This window comes from Micromonospora sp. NPDC085948, from assembly GCF_040686315.1.
Classification (GTDB): Bacteria; Actinomycetota; Actinomycetes; order Mycobacteriales; family Micromonosporaceae; genus Micromonospora.
In genome coordinates this window covers 59273-77226 of the sequence record NZ_JBFBJW010000015.1, presented here as the reverse complement: position 1 = coordinate 77226, position 17954 = coordinate 59273, and the positions used below count along the sequence as shown (strand labels likewise).

The window sequence follows — 17954 nt, the reverse complement described above, 5'->3', positions numbered from 1 at the left end:
ACGTCAGTGGGTGGACGTGCCGAACCAGCGGGAAAGGTGGTCGTCCAGGCTTTCCTGGTCGTCGCCGATCCAGGCGACGTGCCCGTCGGGGCGCAGCAGGACACCCGGCACGTCCAGCGCCGCGGTGGGATCCGCGAGGTGGTCGACCCGGTCTGACCAGCCGCCGACGGTCAGGCGTTCGGTGCGGTCCAGCAGCAGGCCGCGGCCGCGATGCAGCAGACCGTAGAGATTGCCCTGTTTCAGGGCGACGTCACCCAGGCGGCGTCCGAGCAGATCGGGACCCTCGCCGAAGTCGTAGCGGATGGCGACCGCGGTGATCTTCTCCAGCAGGTAGCGGTTGACCTCGTCGAAGTCCATCAGCTCGGTGAGCAGCCTGCGCACGGCCCGTGGACCCGGTTCGGTGGACAGCAGCTCCGTCTGGGCGCGGGTGTTGTCCAGCACGTCCTCGGCGACCGGACGGCGTTCGGCCTGGTAGGTGTCCAGCAGTTCATCCGGCGCCCAGCCGCGGATCCGCCCAGCCAGTTTCCAGCCCAGGTTGACCGCATCCTGGACGCCCAGGTTGAGGCCCTGTCCGCCGATGGGTGGGTGGATGTGCGCCGCGTCGCCGGCCAGGAGCACCCGCCCGACCCGATAACGTTCGGCGAGCCGCGTGGCCTCACCGAAGCGGGACAACCAGCGCGGAGAGTGGACGCCGAAATCGGTTCCGGCGATGCTGCGCAACTGCTGTTGGAAGTCCTCGAGGGTGGGTGGTCCCGTGCGGTCGCTGACTCCCGCGGCAGGGACCAGCACGCTGTAGACCCCTTCCCCGAAAGGCCGGAGCCAGAACCGTTGTGGGGCCTCGCCGAGCGCGGCCACCGTGGCGGCGACCTCCTCCGGGGGCATGCCCACCTTCATCTCGCCCATCAGCGTCTCGGTGCGTGTCGGCTCACCGGGGAAGCCGACACCGAGCAGTTTTCGTACGGTGCTGCGCCCGCCGTCGCAGCCGACGAGGTAGCGCGACCGCAACCGTTCCCCGTCGGCCAGCAGGACTGTCACACCCTCGTCGTCCTGCTGCACGTCGGTGACCGCGCACCCGTGCCGTACCTGCGCACCCAGTTCGAGCGCGCGTTCTTCGAGCACGTTCACGATGACCGGCTGCGGGATTCCCAGCAGGTAGGCGTACGCGGAGTCCAGGTTCTTGGGCGCGGGTTTGGCGATGGCGGCGAAGAAGCCGGCAGCTGGACGCCGTCGCCCGTGCGGGAGGACGCGATCCAGCAGTCCACGCATCGCCATCAGCTCAAGACTGCGCATGTGCAGACCGACGATGCGGACGAACGACGCGGGCTCGGTTTCCTTCTCCAGGACGAGTACCCGCACCTCGTGCAGCCGTAGCTCGGCGGCCAGCATGGCTCCGGTCGGTCCACATCCCACGATGATCACATCGAAGGTGAGGGGTGCGCGGTCGGCCCGGCTGGCAGACGGCTGCGCGGTGGTGAATTGCGGAGAACGCATAGGTGTTGCCCTTCGAGAGTGCCTTGGTGGCGAGGCGCTCCCGGCGACACCTACGTCAGTCGCCCGGCCATGACGGGATGGGGAGCACCCATATCGATACAGCGGTCATGGGTCTCACCTCCTCGGGTGCTGTCACGGTCAGGCGCAAACTACAAGGCGCGCATCATCGCGTCCAATGCTTTTCCGCGCCAGGCGATCACCTTCGGGCCGGCCCGCGGGGCGCGGTCAACGATCGGTGGAGCCACTCCGTCATGAGCGCGCGTTCGGCGTCGGTGAGCCCCGGAAGGTCGGGCACCACCGTGGCGAAGGTGACCGCCACCGCGCTCACTGTGGTATCGGGTGTCGCTGGAGCGCTCACGAGGATGCTGCTGAGCACGGCGTCGAACATGGCGTCACCCAGACCACTGTCGCGCTCCTGCGGAGGTGTCGCCAGGAGGGCGAGGATGGTTCCGTTGCCGGCGGCGTGGATCATCATGAGCGCACGCCGCTCGTCGACGCCCAGCAGGCCGGCCGCGGCCAGTCGCCGCACGCGGGTGCGCAGCACCTCGATGCCGGCAGCCGTCGCCGGCGACGCCCTCCCGGCCTCCCGAGTGCCGATGAGGGCGTACAACTCGGGATTCGCCAGGCCGAACTCGATGTGCACCCGCCATCCGAGCCGCAGGTCCGCTACCGGATCTCCCTCGGCGGCCTGCACCACGGCGGATTTGGCGGCGACGTAGGTCGCCATGACGTGTTCCGCGACGGCATCGATCAGGCCGTCCTTGTCGCCGAAGAGGCGGTAGATGGTGGGCGCCTGCACACCGGCCGCCTGGGCGACGGCCCGCGTCGTCACCGCGTTCGCGCCCTTCTCCCGCAGCAGTTGGCTGGCCGCCGTGACGATGCCGAGCCGCACGTCGTCTCGGGATGCCGTGTCCTGCGCCGCAGTCATGGATCAATGCTAACAGAAACTTGTTATCCTCGTACTATCACTGCTAACGTTGCCACGATAACGTCGACAACAGGGAGTGCCCATCATGTTCGTCATCACCGGTGCCACCGGTCAGCTCGGCTCCCAGATCGTCGACCGGTTGCTCGAGCGGGTGCCCGCCGACACCGTGGGCGTCAGCGTGCGCGATGTGACCAAGGCGGCGGGTCTCGCCGCGCGCGGCGTACGGGTCCGCGCCGGAGACTTCACCGAACCGACCACGTTGCAACACGCCTTCGAGGGCGCCGAGAAGGTCCTCGTCGTGTCCGCCGCCATTCGCGGCAGCGGTGCGATCACCGCGAACCGCGCCGCCATCGACGCCGCCCACGCCGTCGGGGCCAAGCGCGTGCTGTACACCAGCCACCAGGCGGCGGCCAGGGATTCGCTCTTTCCCGCCCAGCACACGCATGCCGAGACCGAGGAGCATCTGGCCGGACTGGGTGTTCCCTTCACCGCCCTGCGCAACGGCTTCTACGCGAGCACGCTCGGCTTCGCCATCGGCACGGCCCTCGACACCGGTCAGCTCGTGGCACCAGCGGACGGTCCGGTCTCCTGGACCGCACACGCCGACCTCGCCGAGGCCGCGGCCATCGCCCTCGCCGAGGACGGCGTACTCGGCGGGGTCACGGCCCCGCTCACCGCGCCGGAAATGCTCGACCTCGAGGCGGTGGCGGACATCCTCAGCACCGTGACGGGCCGCACCATCAGGCGCGTCGTCGTGGATGACGACCAGTGGCGGGCCGCCGCCATCGCCCGCGGCATGCCCGCGGCGGCAGCGGACTTCACCCTCGGCATGTACCGCGCGGCTCGCCGTGGCGAGTTCGCCGTCACCGACCCGACACTGGAGGCCCTCATCGGTCACCGTCCGACGTCCGCCCGTGCGGTGCTCACGGCCATCGCCGCCCAGGCCTGAGGGGCACCAGTTCAGCGGGCGGGGCACTTGTCGGGTGCGGGTTGGGAGGAGTCCGACCACCATCGCGTCGTCCTGCGGGTGTGGGCCGCCCCAGGACGACTCCGACCAGAACGAGCGCCAGCCCGCACAACTGCTGAACTGTGAGCACATCTCCGGCCAATGCCGTGCCGAGCAGCACGCCGGTGACAGGGTTGAGCAGTCCGACCAGGCCCACCGTCCCCGCGGGCAGGTGCCGCAGCCCGGTGAACCAGGCAACGAATGCCAGCGCCGTGGCGACGACTGTGACGTAGCCGAACGCGACAAGTGCCGGCGCGGAGAGCGCGGGCGGTGGGCCCTCCACGGCCGCGGCGACAGGCAGCAGGAACAGCCCTCCGGCCGTTAGTTGCCAGGCGGTCGAGGCGAGCACGTCGGCACCGGTGTTGTTCCACCGTTTGGTCAGGATGTGGCCAAAGGCCGACACGAGCATCGCCGCAGCCGAGGCGAGGACTCCCGGCGTGCTCACTCGTCCCGCCCCCGTGAGCAGCATGAGGCAGACCCCGCCGAGCCCGATCGCGGCGCCGGCGAGGTGCGCGATGCCTGGGCGCTCGGAGACGAGGGCCCAGGCGATGAGCATCATGGCCAGCGGGGACAGCGCCATGACGGTCGAGGCGATGCTCGTCGGGAGGAGTTGCGAGGCGGCGTAGACGAGCACGAAGAACACGCTCACATTGAGCAGCCCGAGCACCGCGGAACGCCACCACCACGCACCGCGCGGTCGCTGCCTGCACAGGCCCAGCAGGACGAGGCCGGCGGGGAGCGCCCGCAGAGCGGCTCCGTAGAGAGGGCTGTCGGGTGGCAGAAATTCATGGGTGACGTAGTAGTTCGCGCCCCAGGCCACCGGTGCGACAGCGGTCAGGGCCACCCACCGCAGATTAGCTTCCACGGAAGACAATATAGCTTCCTCCGAAGCTATATTGGGGTACATGGACGACCCGCAACCGCTGGACCGCGTGGCCCGCATCCAGGCCGACTGGCGTCGCGAGCGGCCCGACCTCGACATCTCCCCGCAGGGCGTGATCGGTCGGCTGCATCGCCTGGCCGACCACCTCACCGAAGAACTCTGCCTCGTCTACCGCCGCTACGGACTCAGCGAGGGAGAGTTCGACGTCCTGTGCGCACTGCGCCGCGCTGGTGAGCCCTATGAGCGCGCGCCCGGCGAACTCGCCGCACACACCATGGTCACCACCGGCGCGATGACGAAGCGAATCGACAGCCTGGAGCGGGCCGGACTGGTCACCCGCCGCCGTTCCGACGACGACCAGCGCGGCCGGATCGTCGCCCTCACCCAGCCCGGTCGCGAACTGATCGACCAGGCATTCACCGACCACATGCGCAACGAGCGCCGCCTGCTGAGCGTGCTGACGACCGCGGAGACCAAGGCACTTGAGGGACTGCTCACCACCTGGACTTCCCACGTGGAAGATCTGCGTCCGTCCGACAGCGAGTGACCCGACCGGCGCGCCGGCACGGTGCCCGAAGTGCTCAGGGTCCCCCACACCAGCGCGAGACGGTTTGCCGGGCCAGCGACCGGCGACCTGCGCGGTGCCGTGCGGAGCCCTTCGGGTCGCGGCTCAGTTCGCGCCGGCAGACCGGACCGGTGACGGCCGCACCTCGGCGGTGGCCAACGTCTGGAAGCACGGACGAAGCAGCTCGATGATCTCATCGGGTGAGGCGTCCGCGAGTCGGCCGAGTCGAAGCAGGTAACGCTCGATGATCACGCCGTGGACGATCGCGCTGAGCAGGCTGGCGCGCAGTTCGGCGTCCTCGGTCGGAATCGCGGTGGTGATCTGGCTGAGCTGAGGCTCGGCGGCGGCCCGGTACCGCTCGGCGGCGTCGCTGTTGGTGAGCATGGACCGCAGGACCGCCAGTGAGGCGACCGGCTCGTCGTCCAGGCGGCTGGCGAGCGAGGCGAGCAGGACGTCGACGATCCCTTCATCCCCGCCGCTGGGCAGATCGGCGGCCGGCAGCTCGTCGGCGGGCAGTTCGGCGGCACGGGAGAAGAGGTTGTCCTTGGTTCCGTAGTAGTGCATCACCAGGCCGGCGTCGACCCCGGCCGCCCTGGCCACGGCACGGATCGTGGTGCGCTCGTAGCCGAGTTCGGCGAACATCTGCCGGGCCGCCGTCAGGATGCTCTCTTCGGTCTGGCGGCGCTGTTGGGCTCGAGTCAACCGCGGGCTCGGTTCGGTCACCTGGTCATTCTACGGTTGTTGACCGGCTCTCTCGTTCGTTCTACGCTGGTTCAATCAACGCTTGTTCAATCAATGCTGGCCGGGAGGTCGCGATGACAACCTCGTCTCGCACTGTCGTCGAGAAGGTGCTGCGGGCTGGCCGCGAGGTCGACGTCGACACGTTCGTGGCGTTGATGGCGCCGGACGGATACATCGAGTGGCCCTACCGACCGCCGGGCGTGCCCGCTCGACTGCGAGGGCGTGCGGAGATTCGCCGTCATCTCACGGAGACAGCCGGCACCTTCGTCACGTTCGACGAATACCGCAACGTGGTGCTACACGAGACCGCCGACCCGGAGGTCGTCATCGTGGAGTACGAGGCGTACGGCAACCTCGTCGTCACCGGCCAGCCTTTCGAGCAGACGGTGATCGCGGTCATCAGAGTTCGCAATGGCCAGATTCTGTCCTATCGCGACTACCTCAACCCCTTGCCCCTGGTCGAGGCGCTGGCCAGTGTCACGGCCCGACCGACTGGCCGGGTCGGGTAGGCGAACCGGTACGCGGCCCGCCAGCGCAATCCCGCCTACCGTTTCGGCAGGTGTCGGTGTGCGGTGATGGTGAGGAGTGCGAGCAGTCCGGCTGTCGTCGCGGCGGCGACCGCGACGTGGTTGAGGCTGATGGCGAACGCCTCCCGGGCGGCCTGGGTGAGGTCACCGGCCAGCCCGTGGGGCAGTTGACCCGCGATGGCGGCGGCGTCGATGATCGACTGCCGAGCGGTCTCCGCGGCTGCCGTTGACAGCGCGTCGGGCACGGTGAGGTGCTGCCGGTAGACGGCATTGCCGAGGCTGCCGAGCAGCGCGACGCCGAGCGCGAGTCCCAGTTCGACGCTCGTTTCGGAGAGAGCCGAAGCCGCGCCGGCTTTGCGGGGAGGTGCCGCACCGACGACGAGATCGGTGCCCAACGCCATGATCGGACCTTGACCGAGGTAGACCACGGTGATGCCGGCCAGGAGGGGGACCGGGCCCGATCCGGCGTCGAGCTGTGTGATCAGGGCAAACCCGATCGCGGAGAGCGCAAGCGAGCCGCACACGATGACACTGGCGGAGCAGCGCTGGGCCAGCCGCGGCGCGAGTAGGGATGTCACGGTCATCGCCACCGCCGGTAGCAGCAGCCACAATCCCGCCTCGAACGCGGATAGATCAGCCACGTACTGCAGGTACACGGTGACGAACAGATAGACGCCAGCGACCGAGGCGAGCCCGAGGATCAGCGTGACTATCGTCGTGGCGAACTTGCGGTCGCGGAACAGACCCACGTCCACCATCGGATTGCTGAGCCGTCGTTGCCGCCGCCAGAACGACAGACCGGCGGCGAGTCCGCACGCGATGAAGGCAACGGCCACTGGTGTGGCGCCGGAGTTGGCAAGCTGCTTGATCCCGCCGACGACCGGCAGCACCGCGGCGAGGAACAACGCGATGCTGGCGGCATCCATGCGGGCCGACCGGTGATCGCGGAACTCCGGCAGGAGCCAGGGTCCAGCGATCAGCAACAGGACCATCACCGGTACGGCGATCAGGAAGGCGGCGCCCCACCAGAACCAGTCCAGCAACGCTCCCCCCACCAGCGGTCCGAGCGCCACTCCTGCGGACAGCGAGGCCGCCCAGATGCCGATCGCGGTGCCGCGTTGCCGTGGCTGCTGGAACATGTTGCTGAGCAACGCCAAGGTGGACGGCATCAGCGTGGCGCCGGCCACGCCCAACACGGCGCGCGCGGCGATGAGCATGCCGGTACTCGTCGAGTAGGCGGCGAGCATGGATGCGGCAGCGAACACCGCCGCGCCGACGAGGAGGAGTCTGCGCCGTCCGATCCGATCCCCCAGGACCCCCATGGGCACGAGGAAGCCAGCGATCATGAATCCGTAGATGTCAGTGATCCACAACAGCTCGGTGCCGTTAGGACGCAGGTCGACGGCGAGGTGCGGTACAGCCAGGTAGAGCACCGTCACGTCCATGGACAGCACGAAGGTGGGTAGGGCCAGCACGGCCAGGCCGAGCCATTGGCGTGGCGCAGCCCCGGTCGATGCGGCCTGATCGGCGTGGTTGGTGGTCATGGGCCGAGGCTAAACTCTCTCATCGATGTGAGAGTCAAGCAGTTAGGCGTGCACATGCGAATCGGAGAGCTTCAGCGTCGTACCGGCGTCAGCCACCGGCTGTTGCGCTACTACGAGGAGCAGAATCTGCTGCGACCAGAACGCCGCCCCAGCGGCTACCGGGAATACCGCGAGTCCGACGTGGCCACCGTGGCGCACATCCGCACGCTGCTGGCCGCCGGGTTGTCCACCGCGACGATCGCCGATCTGCTGCCCTGCATGGGCACGGACGGCAACCGCCTGATCATCGACTGCCCGGAGCTGCTCGTGGACCTCAATCGGGAACGCGAACGCCTCACCGCCGCCATCGACGACCTGCGGGCCGTGCGGGATGTCCTCGACGGCGTCATCTCCTCCGCCCCGCCGGAGGTCTCCCGAGCGTGACCGGAGGGTGCGCGTCGTCAGGGGTGGCGTACGCGCAGGGCGACGAAACTCGGGCGCTCGGTCAGCCGCTCGTAGCGCTCCGGGTTGACGGCGCGCAGCGTCTCGACCGCCCGCGCCTCGACCAGCCGCTCCAGCACGAACCCGGCGTCGAGCACCTCGGTCACCAGGGACTCGATGGTCATCCGCTGGAAGCGCATGGTGATCCCGTCGGCCACCGGGAACTCGACCCAGCTCTCGTCGAAGTACGATCCGCCGAAGTACCGCCAGTCCGACGTCGGGTGGGTCGTCGACAGCAGGAACCAGCCGCCCGGCCGCAGCACTCGCCGCACCTCCCCGAGGAACCCGGCGCGGTCGGTCAGGTGTTGCAGCACCAGCGCGCAGACGACTCCGTCGAACGACGCGTCGGCCGCGAACTCCAGCGGGCCGTCCAGGTCGTGCTGCTGGACGTCGGCGCGGTCGCCGAGCAGTGCCCGGGCGTGCCGGACCAGCGTCGCGCTGCCGTCCACCGCCACCACCTCGGCTCCCCGGTCGACCAGCTCGACCGCGTAGTGCCCGCCACCGCAGCCGGCGTCCAGGATCCGGAGACCGGCGACGTCGCCGGCGAGCGTCAGCATGGCCGGTCGGTCCGTGTAGGCGTTGTGCGGACCGTCGGCGGCGTGCGCCGCGAACACGTCACCGGCCTGGTCGTGGTAAGCGTGGGCTGCGGGCATCCGGGAAGCGTGCCCGGGTGCTGGCACGGACCGCAACCGAGATCGACCAGGGCGCAGCTGATTTGACCCTCGACCGGGTCGAGGCCCGAGCATCGGCGGCATGGACGACAACCCGACACCCGACCCGACAATGACCCGTATCGGCGAGGCGGTGCAGCTCGGCCGGTCAGGGCGCAAGGGTCCCGCCCGCGACGCCCTCACCGCGTTGTGGGACGAGATCGGCCCCACCGGCGACGCCTTCCACCGCTGCACCCTCGCCCACTACCTCGCCGATCTCCAGGACACCACCGAGGCGGAGCTGACCTGGGACGAGCGCGCCCTGGCCGCGGTGTCCGACCTGACCGACGAACGCGCCCAGCGCTACCTGTCCTGCCTCCAGGTCCGGGCGTTCCTGCCGTCGCTGTATCTCAACCTGGCCGACTGCCACCGGCGTCTGGGTAACCCCGCCCAGGCCCGCGAGCACCTGGCTCGGGCCGGCGAACACCTGGCGCACCTGCCCGACGACCCGTACGGCGAGGCGATCCGTGCCGCCGTCCGCGACTTCGCCGCGGACGACCCGACCGACGCAAGGCGGTGACCACCAGCGGACCGACCCGACCCAGCCGCACCGTCAGCGCAGCATCATCCGGGTCATGCGACGGGTCGCGACGATCATCGCGATCGACCCGAACGCGAGCAGGTAGACGACCGGGATCAGCAGGTCCCAGCCGAGCCGACCCAACGTCGGTTCGCGGACCAGCTCGATGCTGTGGTAGAGCGGCAGCGCCTGGATCAGGGGTCGCACCGCCTCCGGATAGACCGACAGGGGGTAGAACGTCGTCGCGAACAGGTACATCGGCAGCATGAAGAGCTGGATGTACTGGAAGTCCGGGAAGTCGCGCAGGTACGTCGTGACGGCCAGCCCGCCCGCGGCGAACGCGTACGCGATCAGCAGCGACGCGGGTAGGGCCAGCAGCACCCACGCCGAGGTCACCAGCCCACCGACCGCCATGAGGATGAGGAATCCGATCGACGTGAGCAACGCGTTGATCATCGCGCTGGTGACCTCGCCGACGGCGATGTCGGTGACGGACAGCGGCGTCGGCAGGATCGCCTGGTAGGTCTTCTCGATCCTCATCCGGGCGAAGACACCGAAGCTGGTCTGGTTGAACGCGGTGTTCATCGCGGTCGTGGCCAGGATCGCCGGGGCCACGTAGACGGCGTACGGGACGTCGACCCCGGGTACGGCGCCGACGAGCATCCCGACGCCGACGCCGATCGACAGCAGGTACAGGATCGGTTCGACGAGCGCGTTGAGCAGCGGCGTGACCGACCGACGGTAGATCATGAAGTTGCGTTCGACGAGCGCGAACGCGCGACGTCGCGTCCAGGCCGGTACGACCACGACGGTGCTCATGCTGTCTCCACGGGACTCGGTGGGTGGGCCGTCACGGGTGCAACCGTCGCCGGTAGGTGACCCGGGCGACCAGGAAGCCGCCGACGGCCAGCGTCAGCAGGTAGGCGAGGTGGACGGAACTGCCGGTGATCGTCGCGGTGCCGAGGCTGAGGGTGCGGCACAGCTCCACCCCGTGCCACAGCGGCAGCAGGTAGGACACCGGGCGGATCCACTCCGGCAGCTGGGAGACGGCGAAGAACGTGCCGGAGAACATGTAGAGCGGCATGATGACGAAGCGGAACACCGTGTCGATGTGGCGCAGCTTGCGTACCCCGACCGCCCACGCGGCGGCCGGTGCCGCGAACGCGACCCCGGTCAGTGTCGCGCCGAGCAGGGCGCCGAGCGCCCACCAGCCTCCGACCAACCCGAACGCGGCCATCACCACGATGAAGGCGCCGCTGGCGATGAGCACCCGGAAGGTGATGAAGAGCAGGTGCCCGGCGGCGAGCTGCTCCGGGCCCAGCGGCGTCGGGGTGGCGCTGCGGTACGCCCCGAAACCCGCGGCCCGGGCAACTCCCCCGGACCCCTCCAGGAACGCGTTCTGCATCGCCGCGGCGGCCAGCATGCCCGGGGCGAAGAACGCCGCGTACGAGACGCCGGCGATCTGGGCCGGCGCGTTGTCGTCGACGAGGGCGCCCAGGCCGGCGCCGATACCGATGAGGAACAGCAGCGGGTTCAGTACGTTGATCACGATCGAGCCACGCCAGGTGCGTCGGTAGCGGACCATCCAGTATCCGAATGCCTGCAACACCGTGGTCTCCTCTGCTACTCGATGAGCGATCGGCCGGTGAGCGTGAGGAACACGTCCTCCAACGTCGCGCGACGGACCAGGGCGGTGAGCGGCGTGAGCGACATGGCGTGCACCGCGGCGAGGGCGGCCTCACCGTCGGCGGTGTAGACGAGCACCCGGTCGGGAAGCGACTCGACACGGCCGTCGGTGTCGTTGCCGTCGGTGGCCAGGGCCGACGTCCGGAGCTTCTCCGTCGCGGTGTCCCGGTCGTCGAGGCGGAACCGCAGTTCGAGGACCTCCCGGGTGGCGTACCTGGTGATCAGGTCCCGGGGTGAGCCCTGCGCGACGATCCGGCCGTGGTCGACGACGATGAGCCGGTCGCAGAGTTGCTCGGCCTCGTCCATGTAGTGGGTGGTGAGGATGAGCGTGACGCCCTCCTGCTTGAGCTGGAAGAGCCGGTCCCACAGGATGTGCCGGGCCTGCGGGTCGAGGCCGGTGGTGGGCTCGTCGAGGAGCAGGATGTCAGGTTCGTTGATCAGGGAACGGGCGATGGTCAGGCGTCGGCGCATACCGCCGGAGAGCGTCTCCACCTGGTCGCCGGCCTTCTCCTGAAGCTGGGCGAAGTCCAGCAGTCGGGTCGCGCGGTCCCGGATGACGGCCCGGGGCAGGCTGAAGTAGCGCCCGTAGATGTGCAGGTTCTCCCGGACGGTCAGCTCGTTGTCCAGGTAGTCGTCCTGGGTGACGACGCCGAGCCGGGCGCGGATCTCCGGCCCCTGTCGTGTCGGGTCCAGGCCGAGCACCCGCAGGCTGCCGCCGCTGATCGGCGACGTCGCGGCGATCATCCGCATGGTCGTGGACTTGCCGGCGCCGTTGGGGCCGAGCAGCCCGAAGGACTCCCCCCGCTGGACCTCGAAGTCGATGCCGTCGACCGCGCGGAACTCCGCTGTGGACCCACGCGGTGGATAGACCTTGGTCAACTGCCTCGCCTGAACCAGGGGCTGATCGATCACCAGGGCAGCCTACGAAAATCAACATCGGCCTGCAAGATTTTATCAGGCAGATGGAATTTACGAACGAGAGCGCTGGTGGGCGGCGGCCCGGTATGCCTGCGGTGAAAGTCCGAAGCGAGCACGAAACAGGCGGCTGAAGTGGGCCTTGTCCGCAAACCCCCACCGGGCGGCGATGGCATGAACCGGTTGCCGGAGGTGCAGCGGACTCCCGAGATCACGCCGGCACTGTTCCAGACGCTTGACGCGGATCAGTTCGGCCGCCGTCGTCGTCTCCCCTTCGAACAGACGATGCAGCGACCGCAGCGAGATGTGGTGGGCGGCGGCGACGCTACGAGGGCTGAGCTCGGCACTGCCGAGATGACGATCGATGAAATCGACGACGCGGGCGCGCAGCGCGGTGTGCCGGGCCTCCGGTGACAGGGTGCCCTCGACATCGAGGTGCTGAGCGAGCATGGCGGTGAGCAGGTCGAGTGCCACCCGGCCCAGGACCTCGGCGTCAGCCTGCCCATACTGCTCCGGTTGCGCCGCGACGCTCCGGAGGTGGTTGGCCAACAACCCGCCGACGCCGAGGTGCGACGGCATCGTCATGGCCAGCAGACGGCGCAGCAGGTCCGGCGCGAAAGGTAGCGCCGCGTGGGGTATCTGCACAGTGATCGTGGCGGCGAGACCGGGGCCGTCAGCGCTGTGCCGGGCCACGTGCGGCCGCGCGGTGTCCAGCAGCGTGAAATGATTCCCGGCTTCGAACGCGGACTCGTTGCGGTCCTGAGTCAACACGTTGCGGCCCGTCAGAGGTAGGGCGAGCTGATACACGTCCGCCTCGGCTCTGCGGACCAGTTGGGCGGGCCGGGTCGAGTCCAGCGACGGGTACCGCAGCGAGGTCAGCCGGATGGGACCGAGATCGATCGCCTGGGCGTATGCGACGAAGTTGTCCAGCTGGGCACTGCTGATGTGCGCCGGCGCTGTCTCCTGGGCGACCAGGGCATGCCAGAATTCGAACCTGTCCGCCGGTGCCAACACCGTCGTGTCCACCAGCAGGTTGGGCAACACTCCACTCGCCTCCCCGCATGCAAGAATGGATTCTTGCATGCGACGAATCTCCTTGCTGACGACGAAATTCCCACGTCTTCCGATGCTGTCCGGCAGGTCGACGAATGTCAGCGGTGACCGGCGTCGAGGTGCTCCAAGCGGCCGACGAGATGACCCGGGTGTTGCACCCGCACCGCGAGCGCGACTGGTCCGTGCCCGCCGGGCCGCTGACCTGGAACTGCTGGACCACCGCCGCGCACGTCGCACACGACCTGCTCGCGTACGCCGGCCAGGTCACCGGCCGCCCGGAGGACGGCTACCTGCCGTACGACCTGCGGGTCTCCCCCGACGCGAGCCCGGCGCAGACCCTCACCGTGGCGCGGGCCTGCGCCGGGCTGCTCGCCGCCGCCGTCGACTCCGCCCCGCCGGACGCGCGGGCCTGGCACTACGGTCCCTGCGACCCGGCCGGCTTCGCCGCGATGGGGGTGGCCGAGATCCTGCTGCACACCCACGACATCAGCGTCGGCCTCGGTGTGCCGTGGCAGCCGCCGCAGCGGTTGAGCACGTTGGTGTTGCGGCGGTTGTTCCCGGACGCCCCCAGCGGCGCCGCACCGGAGGTGCTGCTCTGGATGACCGGCCGCGGTGAGCTGCCCGGCCGAGCGCGGCGAACCTCGTGGGTGTGGCAGGCGGCGGTCAGCTGACCGCTAGTCGACGCTCAGCGAGTGCCGGTGACCGTCCAGCGGAAACGGCGGCCGGGCGGGCAGCACCTCCTGGAACACGTAGCCGCTCTTCTGGGCCACCCGGCAGGAGGCCACGTTGTCCACCTGGTGCAGCAGGTCGAGGCGCTCCAGCGCGGGGAACCTGTCGAACGCCCACCGGCTGAGCGCGGTGACCGCCCGCGGAGCGACGCCGCGCCCGCGCGCCCACGCCGCCGTCCAGTAACCCACCTCGGGCGCGGGCCAATCCTCGCTGACCCGCTTGAGCACCACGTTCGCCACCAGCCGCGGCCCGTCCGCGTCGTCGTCCTCGACGACCGCGAAGCTGTACCGCCGACCCGCGTCCCAGTCCTCTCGCACCCGCTCCAGCCACTGCCGGCCCTCGGCCGGGTTGGTCACCGGCAGCCGGGTCCACTGACGCAACACCGGATCCCGGTACGCGTCCAGCAGGGCGTCCAGATCGTCGTCCGCCCAGGGACGCAGGGCCAGGCCCGGCACCGAGGAGATGCCGGACGTTCGTGGGTCGATCACCATCTGCACAGTCTGCCGGTGCCGGGCACGGCCGAGCAGGCGGGTCAGCGCGACCGGCGGCGCCACGGCAACCACCAGGCGCGACGCGGCCGGCGTGGCGCGACGACGGTCACCCGGTCGGTCGTCCGCGTCGGGAGGCTGGGCGGGGCGTGCTCGGCGCGCCAGCGGCGTACCACCTCGTCGGTATTGACCGGACGCACCGCCACGCGGGGGCCGTCGGGGTTGCGCAGCCACGCCACGATCTGCGTGTTCAACTGACCCACGAAGTCACGGACGGCCTGTTCGGTGGGCAGGTCACGGACCTCGTCGGGGACCTGCTCGACACGTCGGCGCAGTTGCAGCGGGGTGGGTAGGAGCAGGTCGCTGGGCAGCGCCTCCCGTTCCAGGAAGCTCTTGATCCACCACGACTCGTCGTACGGCGCTCCCCGGCCGGGAATCGGCTTGCCCATGCCGGGCAGGTCGTCGAACTCGCCGCGTTGCACGGCTCCCCGGATCTGCGCCTCCACGGCCGCTTCCCACGCATCGGTCACTCTGCGGCACCTCCCCTGGCCACGGTAACGCGCCGCCTCCGCCCGGCGACGCGCGCTCGTAGGGGGTCAGCGCGCCCGCGACGGTGACCATTCCCGGCGGCGACCGGCCGAGGTGGTTTCGGCCCAGGTGTCCGATTCGAGGGCCACGACCTGCGAGGTGGCCCTCGGTCGACACGGTCGCCCCGCCTACCGTCGGTACGGGGCTGACGAACGGGGGAAACATCGTGGTGAGCACGGGGGCACTGCTGGGCATCGCGCTGGTGGCGTTGGGGCTGGTCCTCACGCCCGGCCCGAACATGGTCTACCTGGTGTCCCGCTCGGTGGCCCAGGGCCGTCGGGCCGGCCTGGTCTCACTGCTCGGGGTGGCCGCCGGCTTCGGGGTGTACCTGGCGGCGGCGGTCGCCGGTCTGGCCACCGTCTTCGTGCTGGTGCCGACCCTGTACGCGGTGGTGAAGCTGGCCGGTGCCGGTTACCTGCTCTGGCTGGCCTGGCAGACGCTGCGCCCGGGTGGGCACTCACCGTTCACGCCGACGCCGCTGCCGCCGGACCCGCCCCGGCGGCTGTTCACCATGGGTCTGATCACCAACCTGCTGAACCCGAAGATCGCGATCCTCTACGTGTCGGTGCTGCCCCAGTTCATCGACCCGGCGCGCGGGCAGGTGGCGGCGCAGAGTCTGCTGCTGGGCCTGACCCAGATCACCGTGGCGCTGTTCGTGAACACGCTGATCGTGCTCAGCGCCGGCTCGTTGGCCGGGTTCTTCGCCCGCCGACCGGGGTGGCTGCGGGCGCAGCGGTGGGTGACCGGGACGGCCCTGGCCGGGCTGGCGGTCCGGATCGCCGCCGACCGCTCCCGCGCGGCGGTCGCCACGCCCTGACCGGACGGTCGCTGCCACGGTCGCGGCGGACCACCGAGAGCCACGCCCGGACCGAGGCGGTCAATGCCCCCGGTGGCGGCGGACCATCCCGGCGGCCAGCGGCGCGGCGTCCAGGTCACCGGCGGCGAGCCGGGCGGCGAGGGTACGACGGACCAGCCGATCGGCGAGCGCGGGCGCGTGCCGGCCGACGGCCAACTCCAGCCGACCGCGCGTCGTGGTCGCCACGTCGCGGGGTGCCCGCCGGGCCGTGGCGGTCCGCAGGATCGCCGCGACCACCCCCTCGACGGGCTCGGGGCGGGACACCCCCCGCAGGGACAGGCCGGCCTCGGCGGTGCTGTGGTGGATGGGTGAGACGACCATGCTCGGGTAGACCACGCTCACCCCGACGTGTGTGCCCACCTCGTGGCGCAGCGCGTCGGCGTACGCGACCAGAGCCCGTTTGCTGACTCCGTACGCGGCGGCGAGGGGCAGGGGCAGCACCGCCATCCGACTGGCCACGAAGATGACTCGTCCGCGCGCGGTGAGCAGCGGTGGCAGTGCCGCGGCGGTGGTCCGCCAGGCGGCGAGCAGGTTGACCTCCAGTTGTCGGCGGACCACCTCGTCGGGTGGCAACTCGGCGGGGGCGGGACCACCGACACCGGCGTTGTTGATCAGCAGGTCCAGCCCGCCGAGCCGGTCGACAGCGGCTCGTACGGCCGGTGCCACGGCGTCCGGGTCGGTCAGGTCGCAGCTGAGCACCGGCAGGTCGCCGTCGGGGCGCGCGCGCAGGTCGAGGCCCACCACGTGCGCGCCAGCGGCGGTGAAGGCCGCGCCGAGATGCCGGCCGAAGGTTCCGCTCGCGCCGGTCAGCAGCACCCGACGGCCCGCCAATGCGCTGGCCCTCACTGCTGAACCCCGACCGAGGAGGCCGTAGCGGTCGCAGCGGCGGCACCGGATCGGGCGCGGCGGGTGCCGGCGGTCAACTCGCGGGCCAGGTCGGCCAGGTAGGCGTCGAAGTCCACGCGCATCGCCGGGCGGCGCTGGCCCCACCGGGCGGTCGCAGACCGCAACTCGGCCCGGCACGTGGCCCGCTGTCGGTCCGGGTCCGGCAGCGCGTACCGGCCGGCGAGCTGCGCGGCGATCAGCTTGGCCTGCGCCTCCACCAGGGGGAACGCGGACCCGGTGGACTGCATCAGGCCGACGAAGGTCAGGCCGGGGGCGTCGGTGTGGAACACGTGCCGGTACAGCGGCAGGGTGTCGGCGCCACGGCCGAGCAGCGCCGGGTCGAGGAACGGGATCTCCACCCGGTAGCCGGTGCACCAGACGATCAGGTCGACGCTGTCGCTGCGGCCGTCGGTGAACTCGACCCGGTCGCCGTCGAGGGCGGTGACGCCGGGTCGGGCCTCGACGTCGCCGTGGGTCAGCCGCGACAGCAGCCCGTCGGAGAGCGTCGGGTGGTCCTGCAGGAGACCGTGCGTCGGCGCGGGCAGCCCGTAGCGGGCCGGGCTGCCGACGGTGGCGCTGAGCATCGTCTGGCTGATGCGTTGGCGCAGCCGCCACGGCAGTCGGCGGGCCAGCGCACCGTTGAGGGTGTCCGAGGGGCGACCCAGCAGGTACTTCGGCACCACCCAGACACCCCGGCGCAACGACAGCAGGGTGCGGGCGGCGGCGTACGAGGCGTCCACGGCGATGTCCATCGCGGAGTTGCCGCCACCGACGACGAGGACGCGCCTGCCGGCCAACTGCTCCGGGCCCCGGTAGTCGTGGCTGTGGATCTGCTCCGCGGTGCAGGTGCCCGGGTACGCGGGGTCGGGCAGCCGGGGCACCCGGTTGTGCCCGTTGGCGACGACCACGGCGTCGACGGTGACCTCGACCGACCGGTCCGGCCCGCGAGCGGTCACCGTCCAGGTGCCGGCGGAGTCCCGGGTGACCTGCTCGACGGTGTGTCGCAGCCGGATGTCCTCGCCCAGCCCGAAACGGTCGGCGTAGTCGGCGAGGTAGGCGGCGACCCGGCGGTGGTCGGGGTAGTCGGGCCAGTCGCCGGGCATCGGGTGGTCGGCGAACTGGGTACGCCCCCGGCTGGTGTTCAGGTGCAGCGTGCGGTACGCGGGCGAGTCGGGCGCCCCGTACACCCAGAGGCCACCGACCTGGTCGGCGGCCTCGAAGCCGATCACCGGCACCGCGGCGTCGCGCAGTGCCTTGACGGCGGCGAGCCCGGCCGCGCCAGCGCCGATCACCGCCACCCTGGGTGGTACACCCATCGCCGCCCCCATTTAATCCAACGTCTGCTGGATAATCGTCGCG

Annotated in this window: 21 protein-coding genes; 7 read left to right on the top strand and 14 right to left on the bottom strand. The window is 70.4% G+C overall.

Features of this window, described 5'->3' with window-relative positions:
- Positions 1-3: 3 nt before the first annotated feature.
- Both rox and AB0O48_RS28680 read right to left on the bottom strand, forming a co-directional pair.
- Positions 4-1491, bottom strand: a complete 1488-nt coding sequence (gene rox, locus AB0O48_RS28685; protein ID WP_365069234.1) for a rifampin monooxygenase — start codon at positions 1489-1491, stop codon at positions 4-6.
- Positions 1492-1687: 196 nt separating this feature from the next.
- Positions 1688-2419, bottom strand: coding sequence for a TetR/AcrR family transcriptional regulator (locus AB0O48_RS28680; RefSeq protein WP_357249436.1), 732 nt, complete (start codon positions 2417-2419; stop codon positions 1688-1690).
- An 85-nt stretch (positions 2420-2504) separates the two neighbouring features.
- Between AB0O48_RS28680 and AB0O48_RS28675 the strand changes: the two genes are divergently transcribed.
- The gene (locus tag AB0O48_RS28675) at positions 2505-3368 is read left to right on the top strand and encodes an NmrA family NAD(P)-binding protein (protein WP_357572808.1); all 864 of its coding nucleotides are present in this window, start codon (positions 2505-2507) and stop codon (positions 3366-3368) included.
- On the opposite strand, the gene AB0O48_RS28670 is transcribed toward AB0O48_RS28675, so the two are convergent.
- Positions 3343-4290 carry an EamA family transporter gene (locus AB0O48_RS28670; protein WP_357572809.1) on the bottom strand — a complete coding sequence of 316 codons (948 nt, stop codon included), beginning with the start codon at positions 4288-4290 and terminating at the stop codon, positions 3343-3345. The two genes, AB0O48_RS28675 and AB0O48_RS28670, sit on opposite strands and share 26 nt — an antisense overlap.
- Positions 4291-4330: 40 nt before the next feature.
- Here AB0O48_RS28670 and AB0O48_RS28665 point away from each other — a divergent pair, with 40 nt between their 5' ends.
- Positions 4331-4855 carry a MarR family transcriptional regulator gene (locus AB0O48_RS28665; RefSeq protein WP_357249445.1) on the top strand — a complete coding sequence of 175 codons (525 nt, stop codon included), beginning with the start codon at positions 4331-4333 and terminating at the stop codon, positions 4853-4855.
- Between the two features lie 123 nt (positions 4856-4978).
- On the opposite strand, the gene AB0O48_RS28660 is transcribed toward AB0O48_RS28665, so the two are convergent.
- Positions 4979-5596: a TetR family transcriptional regulator gene (locus AB0O48_RS28660; protein WP_357572810.1), complete on the bottom strand. Its 618-nt coding sequence runs from the start codon at positions 5594-5596 to the stop codon at positions 4979-4981.
- 92 nt (positions 5597-5688) lie between these two features.
- Between AB0O48_RS28660 and AB0O48_RS28655 the strand changes: the two genes are divergently transcribed.
- A complete protein-coding gene (locus tag AB0O48_RS28655; protein ID WP_357572811.1) occupies positions 5689-6123 on the top strand; it encodes a nuclear transport factor 2 family protein in 435 nt (144 codons plus the stop codon).
- Between the two features lie 35 nt (positions 6124-6158).
- Here AB0O48_RS28655 and AB0O48_RS28650 read toward each other — a convergent pair whose 3' ends face one another.
- Positions 6159-7685, bottom strand: a complete 1527-nt coding sequence (locus AB0O48_RS28650) for an MFS transporter (RefSeq protein ID WP_365069233.1) — start codon at positions 7683-7685, stop codon at positions 6159-6161.
- A 54-nt stretch (positions 7686-7739) separates the two neighbouring features.
- On the opposite strand from AB0O48_RS28650, the gene AB0O48_RS28645 reads away from it, so the two are divergent.
- Positions 7740-8108 (top strand): MerR family transcriptional regulator, encoded by a 369-nt coding sequence (locus tag AB0O48_RS28645; RefSeq protein WP_357249681.1) that lies wholly within the window; start codon positions 7740-7742, stop codon positions 8106-8108.
- 17 nt (positions 8109-8125) lie between these two features.
- Here the strand turns inward: AB0O48_RS28645 and AB0O48_RS28640 are convergent, their stop codons facing one another.
- Complete coding sequence (locus AB0O48_RS28640) at positions 8126-8818, bottom strand: class I SAM-dependent methyltransferase (protein WP_357249458.1); 693 nt, start codon at positions 8816-8818, stop codon at positions 8126-8128.
- 100 nt (positions 8819-8918) lie between these two features.
- Here AB0O48_RS28640 and AB0O48_RS28635 point away from each other — a divergent pair, with 100 nt between their 5' ends.
- Positions 8919-9395, top strand: a complete 477-nt coding sequence (locus tag AB0O48_RS28635) for a tetratricopeptide repeat protein (RefSeq protein WP_365069232.1) — start codon at positions 8919-8921, stop codon at positions 9393-9395.
- Positions 9396-9428: 33 nt separating this feature from the next.
- Here AB0O48_RS28635 and AB0O48_RS28630 read toward each other — a convergent pair whose 3' ends face one another.
- The 4 genes from AB0O48_RS28630 to AB0O48_RS28615 form a co-directional block, all read right to left on the bottom strand.
- Positions 9429-10214, bottom strand: coding sequence for an ABC transporter permease (locus AB0O48_RS28630; RefSeq protein WP_357249464.1), 786 nt, complete (start codon positions 10212-10214; stop codon positions 9429-9431).
- Positions 10215-10245: 31 nt separating this feature from the next.
- Positions 10246-11004, bottom strand: a complete 759-nt coding sequence (locus AB0O48_RS28625) for an ABC transporter permease (RefSeq protein WP_365069231.1) — start codon at positions 11002-11004, stop codon at positions 10246-10248.
- A gap of 14 nt (positions 11005-11018) precedes the next feature.
- Positions 11019-11960, bottom strand: coding sequence for an ABC transporter ATP-binding protein (locus tag AB0O48_RS28620; protein WP_357249684.1), 942 nt, complete (start codon positions 11958-11960; stop codon positions 11019-11021).
- Positions 11961-12050: 90 nt separating this feature from the next.
- Positions 12051-13037, bottom strand: a complete 987-nt coding sequence (locus AB0O48_RS28615; RefSeq protein WP_365069230.1) for a helix-turn-helix domain-containing protein — start codon at positions 13035-13037, stop codon at positions 12051-12053.
- Positions 13038-13144: 107 nt separating this feature from the next.
- Between AB0O48_RS28615 and AB0O48_RS28610 the strand changes: the two genes are divergently transcribed.
- Positions 13145-13720, top strand: a complete 576-nt coding sequence (locus AB0O48_RS28610; RefSeq protein WP_357572817.1) for a maleylpyruvate isomerase N-terminal domain-containing protein — start codon at positions 13145-13147, stop codon at positions 13718-13720.
- Positions 13721-13723: 3 nt separating this feature from the next.
- Here AB0O48_RS28610 and AB0O48_RS28605 read toward each other — a convergent pair whose 3' ends face one another.
- Together AB0O48_RS28605 and AB0O48_RS28600 are read right to left on the bottom strand one after the other, a co-directional pair.
- Positions 13724-14332 carry a GNAT family N-acetyltransferase gene (locus AB0O48_RS28605; protein WP_357572818.1) on the bottom strand — a complete coding sequence of 203 codons (609 nt, stop codon included), beginning with the start codon at positions 14330-14332 and terminating at the stop codon, positions 13724-13726.
- Positions 14311-14796 (bottom strand): DUF1992 domain-containing protein, encoded by a 486-nt coding sequence (locus AB0O48_RS28600; protein ID WP_365069229.1) that lies wholly within the window; start codon positions 14794-14796, stop codon positions 14311-14313. The genes AB0O48_RS28605 and AB0O48_RS28600 overlap by 22 nt, the downstream gene beginning before the upstream one ends.
- Before the next feature lie 224 nt (positions 14797-15020).
- Between AB0O48_RS28600 and AB0O48_RS28595 the strand changes: the two genes are divergently transcribed.
- The gene (locus AB0O48_RS28595; protein WP_357572820.1) at positions 15021-15671 is read left to right on the top strand and encodes a LysE family translocator; all 651 of its coding nucleotides are present in this window, start codon (positions 15021-15023) and stop codon (positions 15669-15671) included.
- A 60-nt stretch (positions 15672-15731) separates the two neighbouring features.
- Here the strand turns inward: AB0O48_RS28595 and AB0O48_RS28590 are convergent, their stop codons facing one another.
- Positions 15732-16556, bottom strand: coding sequence for an SDR family NAD(P)-dependent oxidoreductase (locus AB0O48_RS28590; protein WP_357572821.1), 825 nt, complete (start codon positions 16554-16556; stop codon positions 15732-15734).
- On the bottom strand, positions 16553-17911 hold the full coding sequence (locus AB0O48_RS28585; RefSeq protein WP_357572822.1) for an NAD(P)-binding domain-containing protein: 1359 nt from the start codon (positions 17909-17911) through the stop codon (positions 16553-16555). Before AB0O48_RS28585 ends, AB0O48_RS28590 begins: the two co-directional genes overlap by 4 nt.
- Positions 17912-17954: the final 43 nt, after the last annotated feature.

Bases quoted from the DNA above. Each gene is read 5' to 3' on its own strand.
- AB0O48_RS28675 (WP_357572808.1), top strand. From the start codon at position 2,505: ATGTTCGTCATCACCGGTGCCACCGGTCAGCTCGGCTCCCAGATCGTC.
- AB0O48_RS28585 (WP_357572822.1), bottom strand. From the start codon at position 17,911: ATGGGTGTACCACCCAGGGTGGCGGTGATCGGCGCTGGCGCGGCCGGG.
- AB0O48_RS28630 (WP_357249464.1), bottom strand. From the start codon at position 10,214: ATGAGCACCGTCGTGGTCGTACCGGCCTGGACGCGACGTCGCGCGTTC.
- rox (WP_365069234.1), bottom strand. From the start codon at position 1,491: ATGCGTTCTCCGCAATTCACCACCGCGCAGCCGTCTGCCAGCCGGGCC.
- AB0O48_RS28655 (WP_357572811.1), top strand. From the start codon at position 5,689: ATGACAACCTCGTCTCGCACTGTCGTCGAGAAGGTGCTGCGGGCTGGC.
- AB0O48_RS28665 (WP_357249445.1), top strand. From the start codon at position 4,331: ATGGACGACCCGCAACCGCTGGACCGCGTGGCCCGCATCCAGGCCGAC.
- AB0O48_RS28680 (WP_357249436.1), bottom strand. From the start codon at position 2,419: ATGACTGCGGCGCAGGACACGGCATCCCGAGACGACGTGCGGCTCGGC.
- AB0O48_RS28610 (WP_357572817.1), top strand. From the start codon at position 13,145: ATGTCAGCGGTGACCGGCGTCGAGGTGCTCCAAGCGGCCGACGAGATG.
- AB0O48_RS28645 (WP_357249681.1), top strand. From the start codon at position 7,740: ATGCGAATCGGAGAGCTTCAGCGTCGTACCGGCGTCAGCCACCGGCTG.
- AB0O48_RS28640 (WP_357249458.1), bottom strand. From the start codon at position 8,818: ATGCCCGCAGCCCACGCTTACCACGACCAGGCCGGTGACGTGTTCGCG.
- AB0O48_RS28650 (WP_365069233.1), bottom strand. From the start codon at position 7,685: ATGACCACCAACCACGCCGATCAGGCCGCATCGACCGGGGCTGCGCCA.
- AB0O48_RS28635 (WP_365069232.1), top strand. From the start codon at position 8,919: ATGGACGACAACCCGACACCCGACCCGACAATGACCCGTATCGGCGAG.